We start from the raw sequence: 26,106 nt of genomic DNA on the forward strand, positions 1-26,106 counted from the left end.
GCTCTCCCTAAAGCTCTCTAAGTGCCTCGGCGGGGCGGGTGCGCAGCAAAGGCAGCGACCCGCCCAGCGCGAAGGCCAGCACCAGCGCCAGCCCACCCCCCAGCACGCCCAGCACATAGGCCCATGACGGCAGGAAATCGAAGCTGAAAAGCTGAACCACGATCAGCCAGCCAAGCCCCGTGCCCAGCGCCAGCGCGACCAGCGCCAGCAAGCCCGCCAGCACGCCATATTCGGCCAGCAGCAGCCCCAGCAACTGCCTCTGCCCCGCGCCCAGCACGCGCAGGATCGTGTTGTCATAGGCGCGCGACGCCCGCGCCGCCGCAATCGCGCCCAGCAAGACCGCCACCCCCGCCAGCACCGCCACGCCCGCCGCCGACAGGATCGCCGCGCTCATCTGCCCCAACAGGCCCCGCGCATCGCGCAGCAGCGGCCCCACCTCGACCACCGAGGCGGTGGGATAGGCCCGCGTCAGCGCCCGCAGCAAGCCATGCTCGCGCTTGTCCGACAGGCTGATCGTGGCGGCCAGCTTGAAGGGCGCGCCCGCCAGCGCATTGGGCGAAAACACCAGCACATAATTGAACCCGAAGGAATCCCAGTCGATCCGCCGCAAGGAGGCCACCTTGGCCGTCCGCTCCACGCCCAGCAGGCCGACCGTCACACTGTCGCCCACTTTCAGCCCGGTCGATTTCGCCAGCTTTTCATCGACCGAAACCAGCGGCTTGCCCTGATAATCGCGCGGCCACCATGCGCCATCGGTGATGACATTGCCCTCGGGCACATCCTGCGCAAAGGTCAGCCCGCGCTCGCCCTTCAATTGCCAGGCGTCCTCGGGGATGTCCTTCATATCGGCCACGCGGGTCTGCGCGCCCGCCGGGCCATAGGCCAGAATTGCCCCGCGCAGCGTCGGCACCGTGCGTACCTTGGCCCCCGGCGCGGCCCCGGCCACGGTGGCGCGGAAACCGGCCTCATCGCCCGGTTGCAGGTCGATGGCGAAATAATCGGGCGCCTTTTGCGGCACGCGCGCGGCAATATTGGCGTCCAGACTGGTCTGCACCACGGCCAGCACGACAAAGGCGGTCAGCCCAAAGCCCAGCGCCGTCACCAGCCGCGCGGTCTGATTGCCGGGGCGGTGAATATTGCTCAACGCAAGGCGCAGGATCGGGCTGCGCGGGCGTGGCAGATGCGCGGCCATGCGCGCCAAGCCCCAGCCCAGCGCGGAAAGCAGCACAAAGGCCCCCGCCGCCCCGCCAAGGAAAATCGCGGTAGTCTTGGCCGACCCATCACCCAGAAAGGCCAGAGCGATAATCCCGGCCAGCCCCGCGCCCACCCAGCGCCAGCTCTGCCGCCCCGAGACAGGGGCGACCCGCGCGCGCAGCAGCGCCATGGCCGGATAGGTCCGCGCCGCCAGCAAAGGCCCGGCCGCAAACACCAGCGCCACCAGCAAGCCCCAGAGCGCCGCTCGCGCCAGCGCCCATGGCGCCAGCACAAAACCATCGACCACCGGCAACACGCCCGCCAGCGCCTTGACCACCAGCGGCAGCACCGCCACCCCCGCGATCAGCCCCGCCAGTGCGCCCACCGCCGCCGCCGCCGCGATCTGCAACACATAGATCCGGGCAATGTCGCCGCTGGTCGCGCCCATCACTTTGAGCGTCGCGATCACCCCGCGCCGCGCCTCCAGATAGGAGGCGGTGCCCCCGCCAATGCCGATCCCGGCGATCAGCAGCGCGGCCAGACCCACCAGCACAAGGAAATCGCCCATGCGCGCGATGAAGGTCTCGGTGCCGGGCGAGGCCTTGTCGCGGGTGCGGACATCAAGCCCGTTTTCCGGGAAACGCTTGGTCAGCGCCTCGGCAATGGCGGCGGCATCGCAGGCCCCGGCGCAATCCATGCGCAAACGGCTGCGATACATCGCCCCCGGTGCGGTCAGCCCAGCGCCATCGGGAAAGCCCATGGGCACGATCACCGTCGGCCCCAGCGCGAAACCTTCGCCAAGCCCATCGGGTTCGACCGCGATGATCCCGCCTACGCGCAGGGGCTTGCCCGCGATGGTGAAGCTGTCGCCCGGCTTGATGCCCAGCCTTTCGGCCGCCCCGCGCGCGATCCATGCCGTGCCCGCCGCCGGGGCGCCTACATGCCGCCCATCGGCCAGTTCCAGCCGCCCGACCATCGGCCAGAGCGCATCGACCGCCTTTAACTGGACCGGAGCGGTGGTATCCCCATTCGAGGCCATCGCCTGCAGCCGCTGACCATCGGAAAGGCGGCCGTAGCGGGCCAGCGCGGCGCGTTCCTCGGCGGAAATCGGGCGCTGCCACACGGTAATCTGGACATCGCCGCCCAGGATCTGGCGCCCCTTGGCGGCCAGCCCCTCATTGATCGCCTTGGTCAGCGAACCGATCGCGGCCAGCGCGCCGACGCCCAGAAACAGGCAGGCGAGTAGCAAGCGAAGCCCGCGAAACCGCGCCGACAATTCCCGCCGCGCGATGCGCCACGCCGAGGCCCAGTTCACGCCATTTCGCCCGACGCGTATTTGTCCGAAGCATAGGTGTCGGATGGATATGTATCTGATTCGATGCGCCCGTCGGCAATCCGGATGATCCGCTGCGCCTTTTGCGCCAGCGCCTCGTCATGGGTGATGATGACCAGCGTGGCCCCGGTCTCCGCCCGCCGGGTCAGGATGAGGTCGATGATCGCCGCCCCGGTCGCGCCGTCCAGATTGCCGGTCGGTTCATCGGCAAAGAGCAGCGCCGGGCGCGGGGCCAGAGCGCGGGCGATGGCCACGCGCTGCTGCTCGCCGCCCGAAAGCTGGGATGGATAATGGTGCAGCCGGTGGCCAAGGCCCACGGCTTTGAGTTCCTCGGCGGCGCGGGGCCCCGCATCGGCCACGCCCGCCAATTCGAGCGCGGTCATCACATTTTCCTGCGCCGTCATCGTGGGCAGCAGGTGAAACGCCTGAAGCACCACCCCGATCCGCCCGCGCCGGGCCAGCGCCAGTTGATCCTCGGACAGGCCCATGAAATCTGCGCCCGCCACGCTCAATTCGCCCCCGCTGGCGCGCTCAAGCCCCGAGAGCACCGCCATCAGCGAGGATTTGCCCGATCCCGACGGGCCAAGCAGCGCCACGACCTGACCATCGGGCACGGTCAGATCGACGCCTTTGAGGATCGAGGTGGCGCCATCGCCGCTCCCCAAAGAGAGAGTGAGGTTGCGGGCGAGGATCGCGCTCTTGCGGTCAGGGGATTGGGTCACGATATGTTTATGGGTGGCCCGGCCGGATTCGGCAAGGAGGGCCCGCACGAAAGGGCAGGTTGATGAGGGCTTTGGGCGGGATGGCGGCGGTTTTGCTGCCGGTTTTGATGCTGGCGGGATGCGGCGGAGACAAGACGCCCACGCCTGTGCCCAGCGCCTCTGCAGCCGCCGCGGCCCTGCCCGTGTCTGTGCCCCAAGGCCCGCCGGTGCGCATCATCGCCCTGGGCGACAGTCTGTTTGCCGGATATGGTCTGCGCCCCGAACAGGCCTATCCGGTGCGGCTGGAGGCGGCGCTGCGCGCGCGCGGGATCAATGCGCAGGTGGTCAATGCCGGGGTTTCGGGCGATACCACGCAGGACGGGCGCGCAAGGCTGGACTTCACGCTGGCGCAGGGGACACCGCCCGATCTGGTGGTCATCAGCCTTGGCGGCAATGACATGCTGCGCGGGTTGCCGCTGGCCCAGACCAAGGACAATCTCGACGCCATTCTGGCCGAACTGGAAAAGCGCAAGATCAGGACCGTGGTGATGGGCATGCTGGCCGCGCCCAATATGGGGCCGGATTATGCGCGCGAATTCAATGGGATCTTTCCCGCCGTGGCGGCGCGGCATCATGCCGTGCTCGATCCGTTTTTCCTCAAGCCCATCTTTAACCGCGCCGACCTGCAATTGCCCGATCATATCCACCCCACCGACAAGGGCGTCGAGGCGATGGTGAGCGCGACCGTGGACAAAGTGGCGGGCGCTTTGCCCAAGGCTTGAGCCGGGCGGGCTGATATCGGCTCCATTTGCGTGGCAATCGTGCTGGCGGGGGGCCGGGTGGCTCTGTCAAGGCAGGCGCCATGATGGAAACAACTCTCGATTGGCCCCGCGTCGGCCTGTTGCCGGTGGTGCGGGCTGCGCAGGCCGCGCTGACGCAGGGGCGCGGCTTTTCACTGGTCCGGCTGGGCGATGGCGAGGGGGCGATGCTGTCCCACGATGCGCCGCATATGGGCGAGGAGATCGCCTTATGCCTGCGCATCTGGTTTGGCGATCAGGCTGACGGTGATGACCGGCGCGCGATGGCGCGCGGGCTGGAACGCGCGATGCGCGAGGCCAATGTGCTGGCCATCCCCCGCCGCGCCCAGTTGCAGATCTCGATGCGCTATCACGAGGTTTTTGCCAATCTGGGGCGTGTATTGGGCGTTCGGCGGCCATTGGTGGGCGATGCGGCGCTGCATTTCTATCTGCAATGGTCCGGCGCGCTGGGCGCTCTTGTGCGCGATGCGCGGCGGCTGGTGCTGATCGGGTGCCGCGATGTGGCGGGGCAATTTGCCGCCCATTTTGACGTGCCGGTCGTCCAATGGCTGCTGCGCGGAGAGGCGCAGTTTCCAGGCGCCGTGGATGAGCGGCATTGGCCCACCGGCTATGCGCGGATGATGGCGCGGATCGAGGGGCTGGGGCCGGGCGATCTGGTGCTGGTGGGCGCGGGCGTGCTGGGCAAGGCCTATGTGGCGGGCGCGGCGCGGCGCGGGGCCGTGGCGATCGATATGGGCAGCGTGTTTGACGGATGGGCCGGGATCATCAGCCGCGAGGGGCGGATCGGCACCGGCGCGGAATTTTCGATTGCCCATCTGGCGCATGGCGGACCGGTGGATGAGGCGATGCGCGAGCGGCTGGGCGCCTATCTGGCGGGCACGAATATTGCCGATGGGATGATCTGAAACGCGCCAATTGCTGCGTGAACGGATCGCACGGGGCGGGCTGCAACGCCATGAAAGTAAACGATGGCCACAGTCGAATCGCGGGCGAATGCGTAATCTCCGCCGAAATGGATAGAGCCTTTGTTGCGCGGGGCAAGGCCCGGTTTTAGCCCAAAGACACACGGCGCGAAGGGATGGGAATGGCCCTCCCGGCGCGGCAAGGTTCGGGGCAGGGATCAGGCAATTATGAACATAGCCACGCAAGCCATGGGTGAAACAGCGCTGCGGCCTTTGTCGGAGGCGGGCGGCCCGATCCGGCGGCCCGAAGAGGTGCTGCTGCACAGCGGCGCCCGCAAGCCCGGCGCGGAGCAGGGCCACGCGCCCCGGCCGAGCGCGCGGCGCATGGCCCTGCTGGTGCTGGGCATGCATCGTTCGGGGACCAGCGCGCTGACGCGGGTGTTTGCGCTGCTGGGCGCGGGATTGCCCGCCACGCTGCTGGGCGGCAATCCGACCAACCCCGCCGGCCATTGGGAATCGGATGCCGTGCGCGCCTTTAACGATGCCATTTTGGCGCAGGTCGGGAGCGACTGGTTCGACTGGCTGCCGGTGCATGACGGGTGGTCGCGCTCTTTGGGGTATCAGGGCGATGTGGCAAGGGCGCGCGATGTGCTGCGCGCCGAATTTGGCGATGCGCCGCTCTTTGCGCTGAAGGACCCGCGCATGTGCCGTCTGGCGGGCTTCTGGCTGGATGTGCTGGACGCCGAAGGGGTGGAGGCGGCGATAGTCATGCCGCTGCGCAATCCTTTGGAGGTGGCCGATTCACTGGCGCGGCGCGATGGTGTGGATGCGCAGGTCGCGCTGCTGGTGTGGCTGCGCCATGTGCTGGAGGCCGAGGCGGCAACGCGGGGGCGGGCGCGGCTGGTGGTCCGCTATGATCAGGTGCTGGACCAGTGGGCGCATGTGGCCGACCGGGTGGAGCGCGAACTGGGGGTGGTATGGCCGCGGGTGCCGCTGGGCGTGGGCGAGGAGGTTGAGGCCTTTCTCTCGCAGGATCTGCGCCATCATCGCCGATCGGACCGGGCGGTGGTGGATAATCCGTTGGTGTCGGCATGGGTGCGGCGGGCCTATGGCGTCCTGCTGGGCTGGGCTCAGGGGGGCGAGAGGGCCTGCGATTATGGCGAATTGGATGCGGTGCGCGCGGCTTTGGACGAGGCCGGGCCGGGGTTTGCGCGACCGCTGCGCCGGATTGCCCAGCAGCAGCGGGCGCTGGAGGAGCTCCAAGCTCAGCGCGCCGATCTGAATGCCCGGCGCGCCGGGCTGGAGGCGCGGGTCGAGGCCCTGACCGAGGAATTGGCCCAGCGCGGGCAGGAGCGGCAGGAGGCGGTCGATGGGCTGGCCGAACTGGCGCGGGCCTATCAACTGGCGCAGGCGCGGTTGGACGAAGCGGCGCTGAGCGAAGGGCGCGGGGGCGAGGAGCGCGCCGCGATGGCGGGTGAGATCGAGCATTTGCGCGCCGCATTGGAGGAACATCGGCAACGGATCGGAGAATGCGAAAGCGCGCTGGCCCGGCGGCAGGATGAGGTGAAGCAGGCCCGGACCGCGCTGGAGCAGGAGCGGGAACAGGCCGGCCGTTTGTCCGCCGAGCTGGAGATCGAACAGCAGAGCGGACTGGAGCTGGCCGGGGAATTGGCCGACGTGCAGGCGCTGTTGCACGACCAAGCCGAACAATTGCGCGCCGCACTGGATCAGGTGGGCGCGATGGCCGAAATGCTGACTGCGCTGCGCGGGGATCTGGCCGATCAGGGCGAGGCGCTGGCCGCCGCGCGGGGCGCGCAGGCCGCATGGGCGGAGGAGGCACGCAAGGCCAAAGCTGCAGCGCAGGACCATCAGGCCGAGGCTACCCGCGAAATCACCGAACTGGCCCGGCTGTTGCAGGAGGCTGAGGGTGAGGCTGCGCTCTGGCAGGGCCATTGGCAGGAGAGCGAGCAGAGCCGCGCCGCCATGGCCACCGGCCATGCCGAGGCCGAACAGGCATGGGGCGAGCAGACGCGCCAGTTGGAAGAGCAGGTGGCCGAACTGGAGCGGGCGCATGGGCTGGCGGTCGAGGATGCACAGGCTTTGCAGGCCGAGAAGGTCCGGCTGGAGCAGCAATTGAGCGAGCGTTTCGGCGAATTGGCCACGATGTCGGGCCTGTTGTCGGCCGAGAGCGAGAAGGCCTTGCGCGGCGCCGCGCAGGTCGAATGGCTGCGCGAAGTGTACCACGTGACTGCGCGGCGGCCGCGCTGGTGGTGGATGATGCCCTGGCGCTGGCAAAGCGCGCGGATGGCGAAAAAAGTGGCCGAGGCGGGGCTGTTTGATGAGCGGGCCTATCTGGCGCGCTATCCCGATGTGGCGGCGCAGGGGCATGATCCGCTGCGCCATTATATCCTGTTCGGCATGGCCGAGGGCCGGGTGAGAGGCTAAAAAATGTAATTAAAAACAATAGTTTAGTCCGAGACGGTTGGGTAATTGCGCCAGTCGGGCCAATTCGATGCGGCATGGTATGCCGACCGCTATGCCGATGTGGCGATGTCGCGCATGGACCCGGCCGAGCACTACCTGTGGATCGGGCGGCGGTTGGGGCGGCGGGCCGGGCCGGGGGCCGGGCTGGCCGATACGGCGGTGGCGGCGGCCCCGGCGCGGGCGCGGGCCAAGGGCGATCCGGGGTGGAACGGCGGAGCGGGAGAGATTGCGGGCGGGCGGCGCGGCTTTCGTTGCGGGGTTGAGCTGGGAAAAGAGCGCGAGGACGCTGGAGGCGGCGCTGATCGAGGGGTTGAGCGAGAATAGCCGGCCCGTCGCCCCGCGCGCCCTGTTCACCACGCGCGACTATGCTCACAAGGCCGCCGTCATCATCCCGACATGGAATGGCGGCGATCTGTTTCGCGGTGTGTTGCAGGCGCTGGTGACGCAGCAGACCGACTGGGCCTTTGACGTGATGGTGTTGGACAGCGGCTCCACCGACAACACGCTGGAGATCATCCGTGAATTCAGCCACCGGGGCGTGCGGCTGCATCAGATTCCCAATGCCGAGTTTTCGCATGGGCGCACGCGCAATCTGGCGATTTCCCTGACCGATGCCGAATTCATCGCGGTGTTGACGCAGGATGCTACGCCCGCTGATCCGCAATGGCTGGCCAATATGATCCGCGCTTTTGATAAGGGGGATCAGGTTGCGGGCGTGTTTGGCGGCCATCTGGCCTATGCCGATGCTACCAGCTTTGTCCGCAATGGGCAGGAGGGGCATTTCGCCCATTTCGCCGCCATGCCCCACGTCGCGCAATGGGGTGTGACGCCGCCGGGCATGGAATGGGGCGGGATCAATTGGCAGCAATGGCTGCATTATTTCTCGGACAACAATGCGGCGCTGCGCCGCTGTGTCTGGGAAAAGATCCCCTATCCCGACATTCCATGGGGCGAGGATCAGGTCTGGGCATGGGAGGTGATCAAGCAGGGCTATCAGAAGGCCTATGCGCCGGACGCCTTTGTCCTCCATTCGCATAATCTGAGCGAAGCCGCGCAAGATAAGGTCTCGCGGATCGAGGGCGATTACTGGCTGCGCTGGTTCAACTACCGCTTTGAAAAAGATCCCGAAGCGGTGAAGGCCAGCGTGGATTATCTGAACGCGCGCGATGCCGCCGTGGCGGGCGTGACGCCCGATGTGCTGGCCCATCAGCAGGTGCTGAACCGCGCCGGCGTATGCGGACGCTATCGCGGGCAATTCGATCTGGTCGAACAATGGCGGGCCAAATGGTGCTGAGCGCGCCGGGAGAAACCATGTGAAAATCCTGAGCACACACCTGAGCACCCAATGGCTCTGGCGTCAGCGCTGGATTGTGCCGATGGTGGTTTTGCCCACGCTGGCCACGGCGGCCTATGAGGGGCTGTTCGCCTCGGACATCTATGTTTCGGAAAGCCGGTTCGTCATCAAGGCCCCGGCGCAGAAATCGGCGCAGGTCTCCACACTGGCTAATCTGATCCAGACCACTGGCCTTTCGGGCGGGCAGGAGCAGGTCAATGAGGTGATCGATTATATCCGCTCGCGCTCGGCGCTGGCGGCGTTGAACCGGGGCGGGGCGGTGGCGGCCATGTATGGGCAGGCGGGGGGGATGCGCTGGCGCGCTATCCCGGCGTGCTGCACCGTCCGGGCCATGAAGGCCTGTTCCGCTATTACAGCACAATGGTCGATGTGGCGATGGACCATGAAACGGGGCTGGTGGTGCTGAAGGTCAAGGCCTTTGCCCCCGGCGATGCCCAGCATCTGAACCAGCAATTGCTGGGGCTGGGCGAGGATCTGGTCAATGTGCTGAACGCGCGGGCCGAGGGCAAGCAGGTGGCCGAGGCCGAGCGCCGTGTGGGTGCCGCTGAGGCAAGGGTGCAAAAGGCGCGGGCCGCGTTGGGCGCCTATCGCAACAGCGAGGCGCTGATCGACCCCGCGCGTCAGGCGCAGGGCGCGCTGGAGGTGGCCAATAGGCTGGTGGCCGAGCAGGCCTCGGTGCAGGCGCAACTGGATCAGATGCGCGAGGCCACGCCGCGCAATCCGGCCATCCCCGCGCTTCAGGAAAGGGTGGCCGCGATCGGCCGCGCCATCGCCGCACAGAACGGTCGCGTGACGGGCACATCGGGCGGGATCGCCTCCAAAATGGCGGGCTATGAACGGCTGGCGCAGGAGCAGGATTTTGCCGCGCAAAACCTCAATGTCGCCAATGCCGCGCTGGAACAGGCGCGGGTCGAAACGCTGCGTCAGCAATATTATCTTGAGCGTGTGGTCGATCCCGCGCTGCCCGATGAACCGGCGCTGCCGCATCGGCTGAAGATCGTGCTGACGGTGCTGGGCGCCTCGCTGTGCCTCTATTTCGTGGCGTGGATGTTCATCGTGGGCATCCTCGAACATGCGCCGGAGGATTGACCATGGCAGCATTGCACCAGGGCTGGGCGATCCAGACGCGGGTGATACAGGCGCTGATCATCCGCGAATTGACGACGCGGTTTGGGCGGGAAAATATCGGCTTCCTCTGGGTGATGGCCGAGCCTTTGCTCTTTGCGGTGCTGGTGGGCCTGCTCTGGCGCTTTGAAAAGGGGCCGCAGGAGCATGGGGTTTCCATCATCGCCTTTGTCGCCACCGGCTATCTGCCGCTGGTGATGTTTCGCAGCACGGTGCAGCGCGCGATGGGCAGCTTTTCGGCCAATTCCAGCCTGATGTATCACCGACAGGTCAAGATCCTTGACCTCATCCTCGTGCGCTTTTTCGTCGAGATGATCGGGCATATGATGGCCTATCTGTTTATCGCCACGGTGTTTTATGCGCTGGATGAGTTTCCGTGGCCGCATGATTTTGGCTATCTGCTGCTGGGCTGGTCCTATTATGCGCTCTTCACGCTGACGCTGGCCACGATCGTCGCGCCTTTATCCGAAATGTCCGAGGTGCTCGAAAAGGTCATGCCGGTCACGACCTATCTGATGGTGCCCTTTTCGGGCGCGTTTTTCATGGCCGAATGGCTTGCCCCTGATGTGAAGGCGGCGGTGCTGTGGTCCCCGCCGGTCCATGCGATGGAGATGATGCGTTATGGTGTCTTCGGTGATGCGGTCTATCCCCATTTCAGCTTTGTCTACACGCCGGCATGGTGCCTGCCGGTGCTGATGGTGGGGCTGATGCTGTGTCGGCATGTGCGCCGCGTGATGATGGTCGAATGATCCGCTGTAGTGGCCTCGTAAAGAGCTATTCGGCTGGGCACAGGCGCAAGATCGTGCTGGGCGGGGTGGATCTGGAAATCGGGCGAGGGCAGAAACTGGGCCTGCTGGGGCGCAATGGCGCGGGCAAGACCACGCTGATCAAGCTGATCGGCGGGGTGGAATTGCCCAATGCCGGGCGGATCGAGCGCAAGATGACGGTGTCATGGCCGCTGGGCTTTGGCGGCGGGTTTCAGGGCAGCCTGACCGGCTATGACAATGCCCGCTTCATCGCGCGCATCTATGGCCGCAACTATCGAGATATTCAGGATTTCATCGAGGATTTTACCGAGCTTGGGCGGCAATTGGCGATGCCGGTCAAAACCTATTCCTCGGGGATGCGCGCACGCCTTGCCTTTGCGCTCAGCCTGGCGATCGAATTCGACTGCTATCTGATCGATGAGGTCATCATGGTGGGCGACCAGAATTTTCAGCGCAAATGCCACGAGGAAATCTTTGTCAAACGGGCCGACCGCGCGCTGATCCTGGCATCGCACAGCGTTGATTTCATCCGCCAATATTGCGACATGGCGCTGTTGATCGACAAGGGCGAGGCCAGCGTCAAAGGCGATATTGACGAGGCCATCGCGCTTTATTCCAATCTGTGATCGGGGCTATAGCGCGATGCGATAGGTTTCCGATGTGGGGTCCAGTGCGGGATGGTGCAGGGGGTCGGCATAGGTGGCCGTGCCCCACCGCTCCTGCAACAGCGCCAATTCGCGCTGATAGCGCTCGACCTGTGTGGCATGGGTGTCGCGCGCGCGGCTTTTGCTCTCATGGTGGACCAGCACCGCGCGCGGTTCATAGATATTGTGATAGCCCGCCGCCTGCAATTTCAGGCACAGATCAACATCGTTGAAGGCGACGGCAAAACCATCCTCGTCCAACCCGCCCACCTGACGGAACAGCGCCTTGCTTACCAGCATGCAGGCCCCCGTTACCGCCGAGACGCGATGCGGCACATGCGCGCGGGCGAAATAGCCCGGTTCGGCATTGGGCTGAAACCGATGGGCATGGCCCGCCGCCTTGCCCAGCCCGATCACCACGCCGGCATGTTGAATCGTGCCGTCGGGATAGAGCAACTTGGCCCCCACCGCGCCAACGCCGGGACGCACCACCTGGCGCACCATTGTCGAGAGCCAGTTTTCATCTGTGATCTCAATATCATTATTGAGCAGGCAGAGATATTCGCCCCGCGCCTCGCGCGCGCCCAGATTGTTGAGCGCGGACCAGTTGAAGGGCCTGTCGTCCCGGATCACCCGCACGCGCGGATTGCCCGAGACGCGGGCAAAATAATCCAGCGTTTCGGCCTCGACGCTGCCATTGTCGATGATCAGGATCTCGATATTGCGGTATCGCGTGGCGTTCAGCACCCCGGTCACGCATTTGCGCAAAAGCCGGACATGGTCGCGCGTGGGGATGATGATGGAAACCAGCGGCTGCATCTCCGGCATCGGCCAATCGACCGCCACGGTGCCATGGGCGCCGATCCGCGTCGATGCGCCCATGGGCGCGACATGATGCGCGACCGCAGCCGCTCTGGCGGCCAGAGCATCGGGATCATTCGCCCCGGCATTCTGGCGATGGGCAATCACGCGGGGCACATGGACGACCTCGGTCTGGGCCGTCATGTGGATCAGCATGGCATAAAGCCCTGCCGCCGAGAGCGCCGGATGGATCGGCGGCATCGCCAGCGCATCCTCGCGCCGGATCAGACAGGCCCCCGACAGGTAATCATGCGCCAGAAACAGATCGGGGTTCCATCGCGGCTTGAACCACGGATGGCTGCGCAATCCCTTGCGGTTGATCCGATCCTCGTCGCCATAGAACACGCCTGCTTCGGGATTGGCCGCCACCGCCCGCGCCAGATGATAGAGCGCATCGGGCGCCAGCAGCGTATCGGCGCCCAGCGGCAGGATGTAATCGCCTGTTGCGCATTCAATGCCCTGAATCAATGCCTTGGCCGGATTATCCGTCCTCCCGGGCACCAGCGTCAGGCGCGGCACCACCGGCGGGCGGGTCGGCATCGCCGCACGCGATTGGGCCAGCACCATTTCCCATTCGCCATAGGTCTGCACCTCCAGCGAGGCGAGGCGGCGTTCGACATCGGCGCTTGTTTCGCCCGGCGCCTGATACAGGATGACCGACAGGCGCGGGCGCACCGGCCACTCGGGCCAGTCCTGCGCGGCCTTGGCCACCATTTCCGGGCGCCGTTCGACCAGGGCGATCCAGTCGCGATAGGCATTGGGTCCTTGTTTCAGACAGGCGCGCAATCTGTTTCGCGCGCGCGCTTTTCTGCCGGTCAGACGCCAATAAAGCGCTTCTGCAGCAAGTTTTGGCCTACGCAGGGCCGTGTGAAACAAGATCCTGTAAAAATTCACCATTGCTCTATGGGTAAAATCCTTATCCACATCTCTTGTTGCACTGCAAAAGGATGGACGCAAGGCTGGCTTTTGCTAAAACTTGGCCTCATCCATTGCAATTCATCGCGCCGATGGATGCATTGGGCGATGATTTCGCCCCAATCCTCCGGTCGGTCGGGCGCCAACAGCACGCCTTCGCGCCCCTGCGCCGGGGGCCAGCCCTGCGGATACAGGGCCACCGCGCCCAGAATCGCATGTTCGGTCAACTTGCTGGCCGAACGCGCGCGGTCAAAGGCGGTTTGCGCCAGCGGATAAAGCGCCAGATGAAATCTGTTGCACGCCATCCAGCGTTGGTATTCGGGCCATGTCATCGGCTCGATCCGCCGGGCGCGGGCGTGGCGTTCCAGTCCTTCGTCGATGGTGCGCGGCGAAAAATAGGTAAAGGTTACAGGCTCATGCCGGTCCAGCATGTCGCGCATGATGGGGGCTATGGCCATCAGGGCGCCGCGATGGCTGGCGCTGCCCAACTGGACGATCTGCAAGGGCGCGCCGCGCAACAGCGGGGCGAAATGCGCGCTATCGGCCGCCGCCTGTCGCCACACGGGATCGATCCGCGCAACCGGCCCGGCCCGTTCCTGCGCCAGCCGCTGCGCCAGCATATCCGAGGCCGCCAGCACAATATCGGCCCGCGCCAGCAGATCGCGGTGAAACTGCCGCTCGAACCGGGCCAGCCGCGCGCGATAGCCATCGGGCAGCAGCGGACACACCGCGCCCGCCGCCACATCATCGTCGATCACATAGATCATTGGCCCGCGCCAATCGAGCGCCGCGCGCATCACATCGGGCGTATCACGGCGGATCAGCACAAAGGTATCGCCCGCGATAAAAGCATTGGCCCCCGCCGCCCGGATCGGGTTTTTGCGCGCGCGCCGGCGCAGGCCAAAACGCGGCCGTACCCATGACGCCATGGTGTTGAGAAAATAGAGGTCGGTGGAAGGCAGGCGGTTCACAGCCCCATCGGGCGCGCTGTTTGCGGGCATAATCAATCGCCCGCTCAACCGGCCAGACCGCCCCGCCGCAGGGATCGACGTAGCGCGCCGCCTCGATCATCGCGGCATGGACCAGATCCTCAATGGCCGCCGCGCGCCGCCGCGCCGGGGCGGGCATGGCGTCCCGAGTCAGGCCCCATCCGGCGTAAAAAGGCATCCCGAAACAATGCACCGCCCGCCCATGCATCAAGGCCTCAAACCCGATCAACGAGGTGACCGTATAGACCGCCGAAGCGCCCCGGATCAGCCGGACGGGATGGCATCCATCATCGATGACCCGGATGCGTGGATGGTCCAACGCCGCCCTTCTCAGCCAACCCGTCTTGCGATGGGTGCGCACATCGGGATGAACTTTGACCAGCACATCGTGGTCGGGCCAGTCCTGCAGCGCGGATTGCAGCATGGCGGCAAAACACGGCCCATCGCCCAGCCCCATCGTTACCGACAGATCGCCATGGCATTGATCGGAAACCAGAATATAGCGGTCGGGCAGAGGGCTGTCATATTCGCGCGCATGGTTATATTTGGACAGGCCGTTGCCCCGCCACAAAGCGATCAGCGCGCGCGCTGCGGGCCTGATCCGGCGCGGCTCCGCGTGCGGTGGTGGCCTCGATCCAGCTGGGGCGCGAGGCATCGTAATAGCAGCCCAGATCATCGACGATCAACGAGAGCGGCGGATCATCGCGCCCTACCGAGCGCAGAAAACCGTCCTCCAGCAAGGCGAAGGGGCGCCGCAGCCATTGCGGCGCCATTTCCGCCCGCCGCCCCGAAGGCTTGCGCCCCCATCCCACCATGGCGCGACCATGATCGGCCAGAAAGGCATCGAGATGGGAAATGCGGCCAATCGCAAGATTGGTGGCGGTCATGCCCATGATGCTGGGCGCCTGCGCGACCCTGCCGGTCAGCGGGCCTACAGGGCGCCAGGTGATGGCGCCGCAGGCCGGGCCGAATTTTCGCATTGTCGCGGTGGATTCGCTGGCCGCCTTGCCGGTGGCCCCGGTTCTGAGCGGTCCGGCGGCGGGGGAGGATGATGGCGCGGCCGCGCCCACCGACATGATCGGGCCGGGCGATATGCTCGATATCCAGATCTATGAGGCGGGCGTCAGCCTGTTTGCGAGCACGCGCCCCATCGCGGCGGCGGGCGGCAATGGCGCGGCGCAGGCCGAGCGCCTGCCCGCGATGCGCGTGGATGACAAAGGGCAGATTTTTGTGCCCTTTGTCGGGCGGATGCGCGCGGGCGGGCTGACGTCGACGCAACTGGCCCATGCGATCCGGGCCGAATTGAAGGATCTGTCGCAAAATCCGCAGGTGGTGGTGGGCATCGCCCAATCGGTGACCAACAGCGTCATTCTGGGCGGTGAAGTGGCGCGGCCCGGTCGGCTGGTGCTGACCACGAACCGGGAAACCCTGTCCGAGGTGATCGCTCTGTCGGGGGGCTATCGGGGGGAGGCCAAGGATCTGGCGGTGCAGGTAACGCGCGGGGCGCAATTGCGCGAATTCCGTTTGGCCGATGCCGTGCAGGGCGCGGCGCGCGACTGGCGCATCCGCCCCGGCGATCAGATCGAACTGATCAAAAAACCGCAGACCTTTGCCGTGCTGGGCGCGGCGGGGCGGGTGGAGCAACTGCCCTTTGCCGCCCCTTCGGTCAGTTTGGCCGAGGCGCTGTCGGCGGCGGGAGGGCCGAACCCCAATCTTGGCGATGCCAAGGCGGTGTTCATCTTCCGCTTTGACGCAGGGGACGCGCCCACCGTCTATCACATCAACATGATGAACCCCGGCAGCGTCTTTCTGGCCCAGCGCTTTGCCATGCGCGACAAGGACGTGCTCTATATCGGCAATGCCGCCGCCAATCAGCCGGGCAAGTTGATCCAGTTGGTCAGCCAGTTGTTCAGCCCGATCATTGCTGTGCAGGGGGCTTTGGTGAACACCGGGGTGGTGAGGTAGGGCGTTGGGTTTGCGGGGGTTGGGGTTTTGTATTTTGCCTCCGGCGGGCAAAGGGCGGGTGCCCTTTGCAATCCCGGTACTGTCGGCGTTGTGCGAGATCGGCTGCGCTGCGCGGCGGGGATCGGTCGGCTAAGTTAGGGGGCAGGCATGCCCCTTGGCTGCGCTACGTCACAAAGATGATAGCCGAAATCGAGACCCGATCATCTAATCGCATAAATCATCGATATCAAATATACGATATAATACGCGAAAAACACAGCGAACAAAGTGAGTGGACTGACATTATTGTCGCACAAATATGCGACTTTACCCAGTAAGATTAACGATGCAATCAAGGTGATGAGCAGCGCGATAACTTTATACCGAGTAATGTATGGTGTTGATTGATACGCCATCATGGCTGCCATTACTGAAGAGAAAGCCGTCCATACGATGTGATTTTCGGCAAGTTTTGCAGATAATAAAACCGAATTTGCTGCAATCAATAAAATCCAAAGGACCGATGTTAGGCGAAACTGCTTAAGGTTGGGCATGTTATCCACAATTTATACCAGACCTATTGGATAGATTGCATGCCATCCACGACCATGATCGGTTTAGATAGCACCTTGCGTTATTTCCGCAATCGGGTCGCATCCGGAACGTCTCTTATCTTCCCGCGAAACGGCATCACTAGAAGCCTCGCCTCCAAACTCCCCGTCTCCCACAAACCACAGTGTGGATAATATCGGGATCGTTAAGGGCCCCCGCCCTTAACCCGCCGGAGGCAAAGCAAACCTCACCCCACCAACCGCTCCACCGCATTGGCGATCAGGATTCGCGTGGCCGATTCGCTAGCCAGTCCGCCGCGCACAAGGCAATGGCGGTGCAGCACGCTGCAGAAAGCGCCATAGAGCGCTTCCTCGGGCGGCATGGGGGTGGCCCAGAATTGCGCCAGCGGTTGCTCGTCGGTGATGCCGGGAATGGCATAGACCGCGCGGCCCAGCGCCTTGACCGGGATGCCGCCTGCCAAGGCAAAGGTAGCCGAGGTGGAATTGACCACGACCATCGCCCGCGCGCCCTGCGCCAGCGTGTTCAAATCGCCGCCCGCCAGATGGATCAGCCGATCACCCAGCCCCAGCGCCCGCGCCCGGTCGCGCACATAGGCCCCCCATCCGCCCAGCGTGGCATCGAGCGGGTGCTCCTTGATGACAAGGCTGGTTTCGTGCGGGGCGTGGGCGGCAAAGCTGGCCAGCACATAATCGGCGGCCTGACGCATCGAGGAAAAGGGGGAGTGAACGCGGATCTGGTAATCGGATGAGAGTTGCAGCGGAAAGAGAAAATAGCTGCGCCCTTCCAGTCGCTCCAACGTCACTTCTGCCTTGGCCGCTTGACGCCCAAGCGTCAGATATTTGGCGATCCAGCCCAGCCCCTCCATGACGATCGAGCCGGGCCGATGCGAGCGATAGAAGGGATAGCGCAGCGCCACCGCGCCCAGCAGCATATGGCCGAAATAGCCCCATGTGTCGCGCACCCGCCGTCCCAGCGAAGCGCCGATGGGCGGCATGGGCGCGGGGCCGGGCAATCCGCGCGCGGCGGCCAATATGTCCTGCGGTCTGCGCGGCAAGGGGGAGTGACCATTGACACCTTCGCGCTCCAGCGTCAGCCAATTCGGACGGATATAGCCTTCCTCGAACACATGGACCCGCACACCGTTCAGGCGCGCCATCTGATGGGCCGTCATATGCATTGGCCTGCAATCGCCGAAGAGCACCAGATCGGTTATACCGCTGCGGCGCAAATAGCGGTCGATGAACAGCGGCCAGCCTTCCTGGGTGCCGCGATAAGGGGAGGCGCGATGCGTGCCGGAACGATCGGTGATCGCGCCGGGCCAGTCATGCTCGTCGCCGCCGTTCAGATTGATGCGGCGCACTTCCTGACCCTTCTGAGCAAGAGTTTGGGCCAGTTGAAAAAAGAAGGGGCCGGGAGGTCCTTGCAAAAACAGGAAGCGCCGGACCGGAGCGGGCATGGGCAGGACCGGGCGCGCCCATCTGATCTCCGCCGGTAGGGGCGTCGGCTGCAGCCCCGGCGCCGCTCCGCGCCAAGAGGCAGTATCGGGTCCGGCCGGGGCGATGAGGCGGAAGACGCCGAGATCCTGCATGGGCATCCCATTGTGAACAGTAGTTAATGAGAAGAGAATTATAAGCCGTTATTTTCATGGGCTCTGGATCTGCAAATTAGGCTGAATACCTAGTGCTTTCCATTAGTAACTCCTCCGTATTGGAACTAATGGGAGCGAAGGTGCGGTTTAGGTGTTCCACAATGAATCGGTGCCAAATTGGATTGTAGTGTAAAAAATAATAACCGCCGATGGGCGGGCGCTGAGGCTTGGCTTAGGCAATATCCCGATGCTGCCCGCGAACTGACGCTACGCTTGCGGACTGAATGAAGAGCCCTGTTGCGATTGTCTCAGCGCCTATACATCTGAACAGTCCAGCGATTAGGCAGAAATGGTCGGTCCCGCGTCTTCGCATGAAAACACGCCCGCCGGTGCAAAAATCTCTTCGGTTTTGTGGCGCTGTGCGAAATGCAATAAATTGGGAACATCATCAATATGGGTGGATTTACGCGCTTTGGTGTGGCACTCGCCATGCCAATTCTCTTGATTCAGCGGTGGAAGGGCAACATGCAGAAGATTACCCCGGTTATCCTGTGCGGTGGTAGTGGAACCCGTTTGTGGCCGCGCAGCCGCGCTGTAAAACCAAAGCCGTTCCTGCCGCTCGTGGGTGATGTGACCCTGTTCGAGCAAGGCATTGCGCGGGCCAGCGATCGCACCATTTTCGAAGCACCCATGGTGGTGACGGGAACCAGGCATCTCGACCATGTGGAAAGCCAGCTGGACGGGGCCCCGGATGCGCAGATTCTGGTCGAACCTTCGGCGCGCAACACGGCGGCGGCGATTGCGCTGGCCGCTTTGCGGATGGAGCCTGATGCGGTGATGCTGGTTTGTCCGAGCGATCACCATATCGGTGATCCGGCCAGCTTTGTCGCCGCCGCTCAGTCCGCCGGGCGACTGGCTCAGGAGGGCTGGCTTGTCGCTTTTGGGATTGTCGCCACGGCCCCGGAAACCGGATTTGGTTATGTGAAGCGCGGCGAGGCCATCGGCAGTGACGGGTTCAGGGTAGACCGTTTTGTCGAGAAGCCCAATCTGGAGCGCGCGATCGAATTCCTTGCCGAGGGTTCCTATGCGTGGAACGGCGGCATTTTTGCGATGCGCGCGGGCGATTTCCTCAAGGAACTGGGCACCCATCGCCCCGCCATTCTCGAAGGCGTGGCGCAGGCGGTGGCGGGCGGCGTGACCGATGGTCAGCGCTTCCACCCCGACGCGGCCATTTTCAACGCGGTGGAAAGCGATTCGATCGACTATGCCGTGATGGAAAAGACCGAACGCGCAGCCGTGGTTCCGGCCAATATGGCCTGGTCCGACATCGGCAACTGGCACGCCCTGTGGGAGGCGCGCGAGAAGGACGAGGCGGGCAACAGCGTTATCGGCGAGGCGGAACTTGTCGGCTGCCGCAACGTTCTGGTGGAAAGCGACGGGCCGAAGGTTTCGGTGGTCGGTCTTGAAGGCGTCATGGTGGTGGTCGATGGCAGCGACGTGCTGGTAACGAGTGTGCCGGGCGTTCAGAAGGTGGGCAAATTGCTGGGCGCGGTGAACCAGTAATCGGGCGGTCATGACGCAGGAGGCGGTTTTGAGCGAGATGCTGTTGCCTGTCAGGCAGGTGGAAAAGCCATGGGGCTGTGATGTTCTACCGCGACCTTTTGAGGCGCCCGATGGTAAGCGCATCGGGGAAATCTGGTTCGAGCCTCCGGCGCAGATCCCTGAATTGCTGGTGAAATATATCTTCACCAGCGACAAGCTCTCGGTTCAGGTCCACCCCAGCGACAGCCAGACGATGGTCAAGGGGCTGGGCCGCCAGGGCAAGGAGGAATGCTGGCTGGTCATCGACGCTCAGGATGACGCGCGGCTGGGCATCGGCTTTGACCGGGCGGTGGATACCGAAACGCTGCGGGCGGCCGCGCTTGATGGGCGGATCGAGGATATGCTGGTCTGGCACAAGGTCCGGCCGGGCGATTTCTTTTATATTCCGGCCAACACCGTCCATGCCATCGGCGCTGGCGTCAGTGTGATCGAGATTCAGCAGAACAGCGACATCACCTATCGCCTGTTCGACTATGGCCGCCCGCGTGAACTGCACCTGGATGAAGGTCTGGCTGTCTCGCTGGGTGAGGTTTACGATCTGGCCCGCTGGCACAAGCGCTTGCCCGAAACGGGCACGGTGGCGCTGGTGGACGGGCCTTATTTCCGGCTCGACCGGGTCAATGGTGTGGCTGATCAGGACCTTCTGGCGCGCTATCCCGAGGGGCCGCTGCTGGTGATCCCGGTGGAGGGGCTGGTGATGGTCAAGGGCCAGCCGGTGCCGGCCGGAGCCTGCGCAAAAGCGGCCGGTTTGGATGAAATTAGCTGGGAAAGCGATGCGCTTTGGCTCGTCGCCAAGCCGCTCCGGGCGTAAACCCATAGGTCTGAAGGGCGGGAGGAACCGCCCGGCGCTGTGGCCCTGATGAGGGGCCGGGCGCTGCCCAAAGGGTTGCCGGACCGCATGAATCACCCCGCCATTGCCCATTCCATGCCCAACGCCGCCCAGATCGCGACGATCCGGGGGCGTGGCCGCGCGATCATTGCGCACGAGGCCGAGGCCCTGCGCCATCTGGGCGATGGGTTGGACGACAGTTTTGCGCGGGCATGCTGGCTGATCGCGGGTGCGCGGCGGCGGCTGGTGGTGTCGGGCATGGGCAAATCGGGGCATATCGGGCGCAAGATCGCCGCCTCTTTTTCCGCCACCGGCACGGCGGCGCTGTTTCTGCATCCGGCGGAGGCTTCGCATGGCGATCTGGGCATGATGATGGCGGGCGATGTGCTGCTGGTGCTGTCGAATTCGGGCAATACGGCCGAATTGGGGCCTGTGCTGCGCCATGCGCGGGCGTTGGGGGTGGCGATCATCGGCATGGTGGCGCGCTCGCGCTCTATGGTGGGTGATATGGCCGATGTGCTGCTCCTGCTGCCTGACCGGCCCGAGGCCTGCGAGGACAGTTTTGCGCCCACCACATCGACGGTGATGCAATTGGCGCTGGGCGATGCGCTGGCGCTCTCTGTCATGGACGCGCGCGGGGTGAGCCGCAGGCAGATCCGCGCGCTGCATCCCGGCGGCGCGATCGGTCAGCGCTTGACCCCGGTGGGTGAGGTGATGAGCCGCGCGGGATTGCCGCTGGTTTCGCCCGATGCGCCGATGCGCGACGTGGTGCCGGTGATCACCGACCATCGCTTTGGGCTGGCCGGGGTGGTGGACGCGGCGGGGCGGCTGATGGGGGTGATTTCCGATGGCGACCTGCGGCGGCATTTCAGCGCGCTGGGCAAGGCCAGCGCGGGCGAGGTGATGACGCGCGATCCGCGCTCGCTCTGCCCCGATATGGTGGCTGTGGATGCACTGCAATGGATGAACGAGGCCAAGATCACCGCCGCGTTTGTCGTCGCGCCCATGGCCGAGGGTGGAGAGATGCCGGTCGGCATTGTCCACATGCATGATCTCTTGCCGATGGGGCTGGAGCCGGCCTGACGCACCGGGGCGGCGGGCGTTGAGGGCAAGGCATCCGGCCATAAGGGTTATTTCGGGCCGATGGGCGCGGCGCGGGGGCGGCAAAATCGGCCCTAAAACCGCCAAACCTGCAAAACCCCCGGATTTATCCCCAGAATCGCTGCACCTTTGCGATGAAACTCTTGCTGCGCGCCGATGGTGCGTTAGGAAGGTGATCCGAATTGGCGGATGTTTGGACGAATCCGCGCTTTCCCGCCGGTTCGGGCCGGTTTTACGCTTGGGGCCTGTCATCACATACTGGCGGCCTCCACACAGTTTGGGAACAGAAACGCCATGAAAGCCACGATCGAACGCGCGACCTTGCTGCGTTGTTTGAGCCATGTGCAATCGGTGGTGGAACGGCGCAATACCATCCCCATCCTTTCCAACGTGCTGATCGAGGCCAGCGGCACCGGTTCGGTCCGCCTGATGGCCACCGACCTTGATCTTCAGGTCGTCGAGCATCTGCCCGCCGTCAGCGTCGAGGCGCCCGGCGCGATCACGGTTTCGGCGCATCTGCTGTTCGACATCGCGCGCAAGCTGCCCGATGGGGCGCAGGTCTCGCTGCAAACCGCCGACAACCGCCTTGTGATCAAGGCCGGGCGCAGCCGGTTCCAACTGCCGACCCTGCCGCGTGACGATTTCCCCGTCATCATCGAGGGCGATCTGCCCACCAGCTTTGAGGTGCCCGCCGCCACGCTGGCGCAGTTGATCGACCGCACGCGCTTTGCGATCAGCACCGAGGAAACGCGTTACTATCTCAACGGCATCTTCCTCCATGTTTCCGAGGAAGAGCTGAAGGCGGCCGCCACCGATGGCCACCGTCTGGCACGCTTTACGCTGGCCAAGCCGGAAGGCGCGGACGGCATGCCCGACGTCATCGTGCCGCGCAAATGCGTGGGTGAATTGCGCAAGCTGCTCGACGAACATGCTGACAGCAATGTCGCCATCGACCTGTCGGCCAGCAAGATCCGTTTCTCGTTGGGCGGCGAAGAGGGCGTGGTGCTGACCAGTAAGCTGATCGACGGCACGTTCCCCGATTACAATCGCGTGATCCCGACCGGCAATGACAAGCTGCTGCGTCTGGACCCCAAGAGCTTCTATGAGGCGGTGGACCGCGTGGCCACGATCGCTACGGAAAAGACCCGCGCGGTGAAAATGGCGCTGGAAACCGACCGCGTGACGCTCTCGGTGACTTCGCCGGACAATGGCACGGCGGCTGAAGAACTGCCCGCCGATTACGGTTCGACCGGGTTCGAGATCGGTTTTAATGCGACCTATCTGAAAGACATCCTGAACCAGATCGATGGCGACAATGTCGAACTCCATCTGGCCGATGCCGGCGCGCCGACCCTGATCCGTCAAAGCGACAAGAGCCCTGCGCTCTATGTGCTGATGCCGATGCGGGTGTGATCGGCTCGGGCGATTGAACAAAGGGGCGGGGAGGCTTTGGGCTTTCCCGCCTCTTTTTGTTTTGGGATTTTGATGCCTCCGGCGGGCAAAGGGCGGGGGCCCTTTGCAATCCCGATACTGGGTTGCGCCAGACAGGCAGCGTTGTGCTTATGCTTTTAAAGCCTGCGGCGCCGATCCGCGCCAGTTCACCGCGCCGCAGGCTTTTGAGGAGCCATGGATTTTGCGCTTCGCTGTCAACCTCACGCCGTCCCATTAACGGGATTGCAAAGGGACGAGTCCCTTTGCCCGCCGGAGGCAAACTTTTCTCCTAAATCCTTTTAAAACCGCCAAATCCTTTGCGGCACCTCACGCGGCGCAGCTCGCTTGCGGGAGGCTTTGTCGGCATAGAGGCGGCAGTCGGCGGACTGGATGAGCGCGGCGGCATCGGCGCCTTCGAGGGGCGCGATGGCGGTGCCGAAGCTGGCGCCGATGGGGACGATGATGCCGTTCCACACGATGGGCAGCGAGAGGCCCGCACGCACCGCCGCGACCTCGCCCAGCGCGAGTTGCTGGCCGCGCGAAATGTCGTAGAGCATGGCGAATTCATCGCCGCCCAGCCGCGCCACACACAGTGCCCGCGCGCCGAGGCGCTGCATCCGGTGGGCCACTTCGGCCAGGATGGCGTCGCCCGCCAGATGGCCGTGGGTGTCATTGGCCTGTTTCAGCCCGTCCAGATCGGCCAGCACCAGCATCATCGGCCGGTCCCGCATCAGCCGGTCCTCCAGCATCCGCATAAAGGCGAGGCGGTTGTCCAGCCCGGTCAGCGGGTCGGTCAGCGAGGCGCGGATCGCCTGATGCTGCTGGGTCAGCATGGCCAGCGTTTCGTTGAATTTGGCCAACACGACATGGATCTGCATCACCGTCATCAGCACCAGCATCAGCGCCAGCGCCCGCATGCCCAGCGAATCATAAAGCGCCAGTTTCAGCGCAATCGGGGCGATCGCGCTCACCATGCCCGCAATGGCCGCGCGCGGCACGCCCAGCAGGCACGAGGCGCTGGTCAGCGCGGCGATGGCGATGAAAACCGGCGCGACCATGCAATATTGGTGAGAGGCATGGGTAAAGGCATTGGCGGCCCAAATCCCGGCGATCAGCCCGACCGGCGCGCTCATCATGCTGGCGCGGCGCAGGTGGCGATAGATCTGGGCGCGCGGAAGCGGGGCCGCGGCGCGATTGCGGCGGCGGTTGCGGATCAGGACATAGAGGCAGGTGGCCGAAATCAGCCCGGCGGGTCCCCATTGCTGCCACAGGGGCAAATTGCCGCGCAGCGCCAGCGCCGTGGCCAGCGAGTGGATCCCCAGCAGCAGGCACAGCCAGGGCAAATGGGCGCTGACCCGCTGATACTGCAGGCGCACCATGGCCCCGGCCACGCGCGGCGGCACGGGGGCGGTAAAAGGCGAAAACAGGCGGCGGCGCATCTTGTGCCATCGCCTGCGCGGGGAGGGGTTTGACAAATCCCGCTTTGGATCAACCGGCAATTAGTCACTCCCCGCTTAGCTCTGCTGACGCGAGAACTAAGTGGAAATGACTAATTCAGGGTTAAGCTAACAAGTTTTTAATGCTTACCGGCGGCGGCAAGCATTTGATCGAAGGCTACGAATTTCTCACGCGGGGCGCCATCGCGAGCGCGGGCGACTTCGGCTTCGTCAATCTTTCGCCAATCGCGAAAGGTCACGAAATCAACCCCACGCGCGGCGGCCAAAGCTTCGAAACCGGCGCGGCCCTGTTTGTCGCCGGGGGTGGGGAAATCCTCCGCGATGCGATCGACGATGGCGAAGCCGTCCGGGCGATTGGTGCCGATCGTGCCCGAAGGCCCGCGCCGCGCCCAGCCGACGCAGTAAAGGCCGGGCAGGATGCGCCCCTCCTCATTGGCAAAGCGCCCGGCGGCAGTGTCATAGGGCACGCCCTCGATGGGATTGGTGCGATAGCCGATGGCCGCAATCACCAGATCGGCGGGGACCTGATAAGTTTCGCTCGTGCCGACCGCGCGGCCATCGACCAGCGCGGTGCGTTCGACCTCGACCGCACGCACCGACCCATCGCCGATCAGCGCGCGCGGAGCGGCGAAGAAGTCGAAGTCGATGGTGAAGGGTTTGTCCGCACCCCCATCGGCGGCAAAGGCGCGCAGGTGCTGAACCGATTTGCGCATGCCCGGATCGAGCGCGGCGTCCTCGGCTTCGGGCGGCAGGTCGGCGGGATCGACGCGCGGGCGGGCGCGCTCCAGATTGCCCAACTCGCCCAGTTCCTTGGGGGTCATGGCAATCTGATGCGGGCCGCGGCGGCCAAGGATCGTGACCGAGGCGATGCCCGAGCCTTTCAGCGCATCAAGCGCATGGGCGACAATATCGGCGCCCTCAAACTCCTGCGGCACCTTGGCCAGAATCCGCGCAATATCGAGCGCGACATTGCCGTTGCCGATGACCACCGCATGGGCTCCGGCAAAATCGGGGGCCAGATCGGCAAAATGGGGATGGCCGTTATACCAGCCGACGAAGGCTGCGCTGCCAAACACATTGCCCAGATCATCGCCTGGTATGCCCAGCGCGCGATCCGACGGCGCGCCCGTGGCCAGCACCACCGCGTCATACAATTCCTGCAATTCGGCAATCGAGACATCGCGCCCCACCGCCACCTTGCCGATGAAGCGCACATTGGGGGCCTGCGCCACGGCGTCATAGCGTTTTGCAACACCCTTGATCGATTGATGGTCGGGGGCCACCCCGCTGCGGATCAGGCCAAAGGGCACCGGCTGAAGATCGAATATATCGACATGCACCTCCTCGCCCCAGCGCTTGAGCGCGGCTTCGGCGGTGTAATATCCGGCCGGGCCGGAACCGATGATGGCAAGATGCAGCATGGGTCTGATGCACTCCCTTTTATGGCGCCTTGTTGCGCCTCCTTTTTGTGCGGGCCCGTTCGGCTTGCGGGCG

Annotated in this window: 22 protein-coding genes; 14 read left to right on the forward strand and 8 right to left on the reverse strand. The window is 64.6% G+C overall.

Features of this window, described 5'->3' with window-relative positions:
- Positions 1–7 precede the first annotated feature (7 nt).
- Positions 8–2,509 carry an FtsX-like permease family protein gene (locus FHW92_RS05810; protein ID WP_168602322.1) on the reverse strand — a complete coding sequence of 834 codons (2,502 nt, stop codon included), beginning with the start codon at positions 2,507–2,509 and terminating at the stop codon, positions 8–10.
- Positions 2,506–3,249, reverse strand: coding sequence for an ATP-binding cassette domain-containing protein (locus FHW92_RS05815; RefSeq protein ID WP_349237649.1), 744 nt, complete (start codon positions 3,247–3,249; stop codon positions 2,506–2,508). Before FHW92_RS05815 ends, FHW92_RS05810 begins: the two co-directional genes overlap by 4 nt.
- 62 nt (positions 3,250–3,311) lie before the next feature.
- On the opposite strand from FHW92_RS05815, the gene FHW92_RS05820 reads away from it, so the two are divergent.
- From FHW92_RS05820 to FHW92_RS05860, 9 genes are all read left to right on the forward strand, one after another.
- Entirely contained in the window at positions 3,312–4,010 is a 699-nt protein-coding gene (locus tag FHW92_RS05820; protein WP_168602323.1) for an arylesterase, read from the forward strand.
- Between the two features lie 80 nt (positions 4,011–4,090).
- Positions 4,091–4,951, forward strand: a complete 861-nt coding sequence (locus FHW92_RS05825) for a hypothetical protein (protein WP_168602324.1) — start codon at positions 4,091–4,093, stop codon at positions 4,949–4,951.
- A 225-nt stretch (positions 4,952–5,176) separates the two neighbouring features.
- Positions 5,177–7,393, forward strand: a complete 2,217-nt coding sequence (locus tag FHW92_RS05830; protein WP_210428388.1) for a hypothetical protein — start codon at positions 5,177–5,179, stop codon at positions 7,391–7,393.
- A gap of 45 nt (positions 7,394–7,438) precedes the next feature.
- Positions 7,439–7,756, forward strand: a complete 318-nt coding sequence (locus tag FHW92_RS05835; RefSeq protein WP_168602154.1) for a hypothetical protein — start codon at positions 7,439–7,441, stop codon at positions 7,754–7,756.
- Entirely contained in the window at positions 7,692–8,726 is a 1,035-nt protein-coding gene (locus tag FHW92_RS05840; RefSeq protein WP_168602326.1) for a glycosyltransferase family A protein, read from the forward strand. Before FHW92_RS05835 ends, FHW92_RS05840 begins: the two co-directional genes overlap by 65 nt.
- 19 nt (positions 8,727–8,745) lie before the next feature.
- Positions 8,746–9,192: a hypothetical protein gene (locus FHW92_RS05845; RefSeq protein WP_168602327.1), complete on the forward strand. Its 447-nt coding sequence runs from the start codon at positions 8,746–8,748 to the stop codon at positions 9,190–9,192.
- The gene (locus FHW92_RS05850; RefSeq protein WP_168602328.1) at positions 9,099–9,875 is read left to right on the forward strand and encodes a capsule biosynthesis protein; all 777 of its coding nucleotides are present in this window, start codon (positions 9,099–9,101) and stop codon (positions 9,873–9,875) included. The genes FHW92_RS05845 and FHW92_RS05850 overlap by 94 nt, the downstream gene beginning before the upstream one ends.
- A gap of 2 nt (positions 9,876–9,877) precedes the next feature.
- Positions 9,878–10,660 (forward strand): ABC transporter permease, encoded by a 783-nt coding sequence (locus FHW92_RS05855; RefSeq protein WP_168602329.1) that lies wholly within the window; start codon positions 9,878–9,880, stop codon positions 10,658–10,660.
- Positions 10,657–11,304 carry an ATP-binding cassette domain-containing protein gene (locus tag FHW92_RS05860; RefSeq protein ID WP_168602330.1) on the forward strand — a complete coding sequence of 216 codons (648 nt, stop codon included), beginning with the start codon at positions 10,657–10,659 and terminating at the stop codon, positions 11,302–11,304. Before FHW92_RS05855 ends, FHW92_RS05860 begins: the two co-directional genes overlap by 4 nt.
- A 6-nt stretch (positions 11,305–11,310) precedes the next feature.
- Here the strand turns inward: FHW92_RS05860 and FHW92_RS05865 are convergent, their stop codons facing one another.
- The 3 genes from FHW92_RS05865 to FHW92_RS05875 form a co-directional block, all read right to left on the reverse strand.
- Positions 11,311–12,969: a glycosyltransferase family 2 protein gene (locus FHW92_RS05865; RefSeq protein WP_168602331.1), complete on the reverse strand. Its 1,659-nt coding sequence runs from the start codon at positions 12,967–12,969 to the stop codon at positions 11,311–11,313.
- Between the two features lie 939 nt (positions 12,970–13,908).
- The gene (locus tag FHW92_RS05870; protein WP_168602332.1) at positions 13,909–14,658 is read right to left on the reverse strand and encodes a hypothetical protein; all 750 of its coding nucleotides are present in this window, start codon (positions 14,656–14,658) and stop codon (positions 13,909–13,911) included.
- Entirely contained in the window at positions 14,627–14,980 is a 354-nt protein-coding gene (locus FHW92_RS05875; RefSeq protein ID WP_246869971.1) for a hypothetical protein, read from the reverse strand. The genes FHW92_RS05870 and FHW92_RS05875 overlap by 32 nt, the downstream gene beginning before the upstream one ends.
- On the opposite strand from FHW92_RS05875, the gene FHW92_RS05880 reads away from it, so the two are divergent.
- The gene (locus FHW92_RS05880) at positions 14,973–16,052 is read left to right on the forward strand and encodes a polysaccharide biosynthesis/export family protein (RefSeq protein WP_246869972.1); all 1,080 of its coding nucleotides are present in this window, start codon (positions 14,973–14,975) and stop codon (positions 16,050–16,052) included. The genes FHW92_RS05875 and FHW92_RS05880 overlap by 8 nt on opposite strands.
- A gap of 778 nt (positions 16,053–16,830) precedes the next feature.
- Here FHW92_RS05880 and FHW92_RS05890 read toward each other — a convergent pair.
- Positions 16,831–17,964: a capsular biosynthesis protein gene (locus FHW92_RS05890; protein WP_349237650.1), complete on the reverse strand. Its 1,134-nt coding sequence runs from the start codon at positions 17,962–17,964 to the stop codon at positions 16,831–16,833.
- A gap of 753 nt (positions 17,965–18,717) precedes the next feature.
- Between FHW92_RS05890 and FHW92_RS05895 the strand changes: the two genes are divergently transcribed.
- The 4 genes from FHW92_RS05895 (at position 18,718) to dnaN (ending at position 23,137) form a co-directional block, all read left to right on the forward strand.
- Positions 18,718–19,755, forward strand: coding sequence for a sugar phosphate nucleotidyltransferase (locus FHW92_RS05895; protein WP_168602337.1), 1,038 nt, complete (start codon positions 18,718–18,720; stop codon positions 19,753–19,755).
- Positions 19,756–19,765: 10 nt separating this feature from the next.
- Positions 19,766–20,605 (forward strand): class I mannose-6-phosphate isomerase, encoded by an 840-nt coding sequence (locus tag FHW92_RS05900; protein ID WP_246869973.1) that lies wholly within the window; start codon positions 19,766–19,768, stop codon positions 20,603–20,605.
- A gap of 114 nt (positions 20,606–20,719) precedes the next feature.
- Positions 20,720–21,706 (forward strand): KpsF/GutQ family sugar-phosphate isomerase, encoded by a 987-nt coding sequence (locus FHW92_RS05905; protein ID WP_168602338.1) that lies wholly within the window; start codon positions 20,720–20,722, stop codon positions 21,704–21,706.
- Between the two features lie 312 nt (positions 21,707–22,018).
- Positions 22,019–23,137, forward strand: a complete 1,119-nt coding sequence (gene dnaN / locus FHW92_RS05910; RefSeq protein ID WP_168602339.1) for a DNA polymerase III subunit beta — start codon at positions 22,019–22,021, stop codon at positions 23,135–23,137.
- A gap of 317 nt (positions 23,138–23,454) precedes the next feature.
- Here the strand turns inward: dnaN and FHW92_RS05915 are convergent, their stop codons facing one another.
- Both FHW92_RS05915 and FHW92_RS05920 read right to left on the reverse strand, forming a co-directional pair.
- Positions 23,455–24,594, reverse strand: coding sequence for a diguanylate cyclase (locus FHW92_RS05915; RefSeq protein ID WP_168602340.1), 1,140 nt, complete (start codon positions 24,592–24,594; stop codon positions 23,455–23,457).
- 137 nt (positions 24,595–24,731) lie between these two features.
- Positions 24,732–26,033 (reverse strand): FAD-dependent oxidoreductase, encoded by a 1,302-nt coding sequence (locus tag FHW92_RS05920; RefSeq protein WP_168602341.1) that lies wholly within the window; start codon positions 26,031–26,033, stop codon positions 24,732–24,734.
- Positions 26,034–26,106 lie beyond the last annotated feature (73 nt).

The organism is Novosphingobium sp. SG707 (genome assembly GCF_012275515.1).
Taxonomy (GTDB): Bacteria; Pseudomonadota; Alphaproteobacteria; order Sphingomonadales; family Sphingomonadaceae; genus Novosphingobium.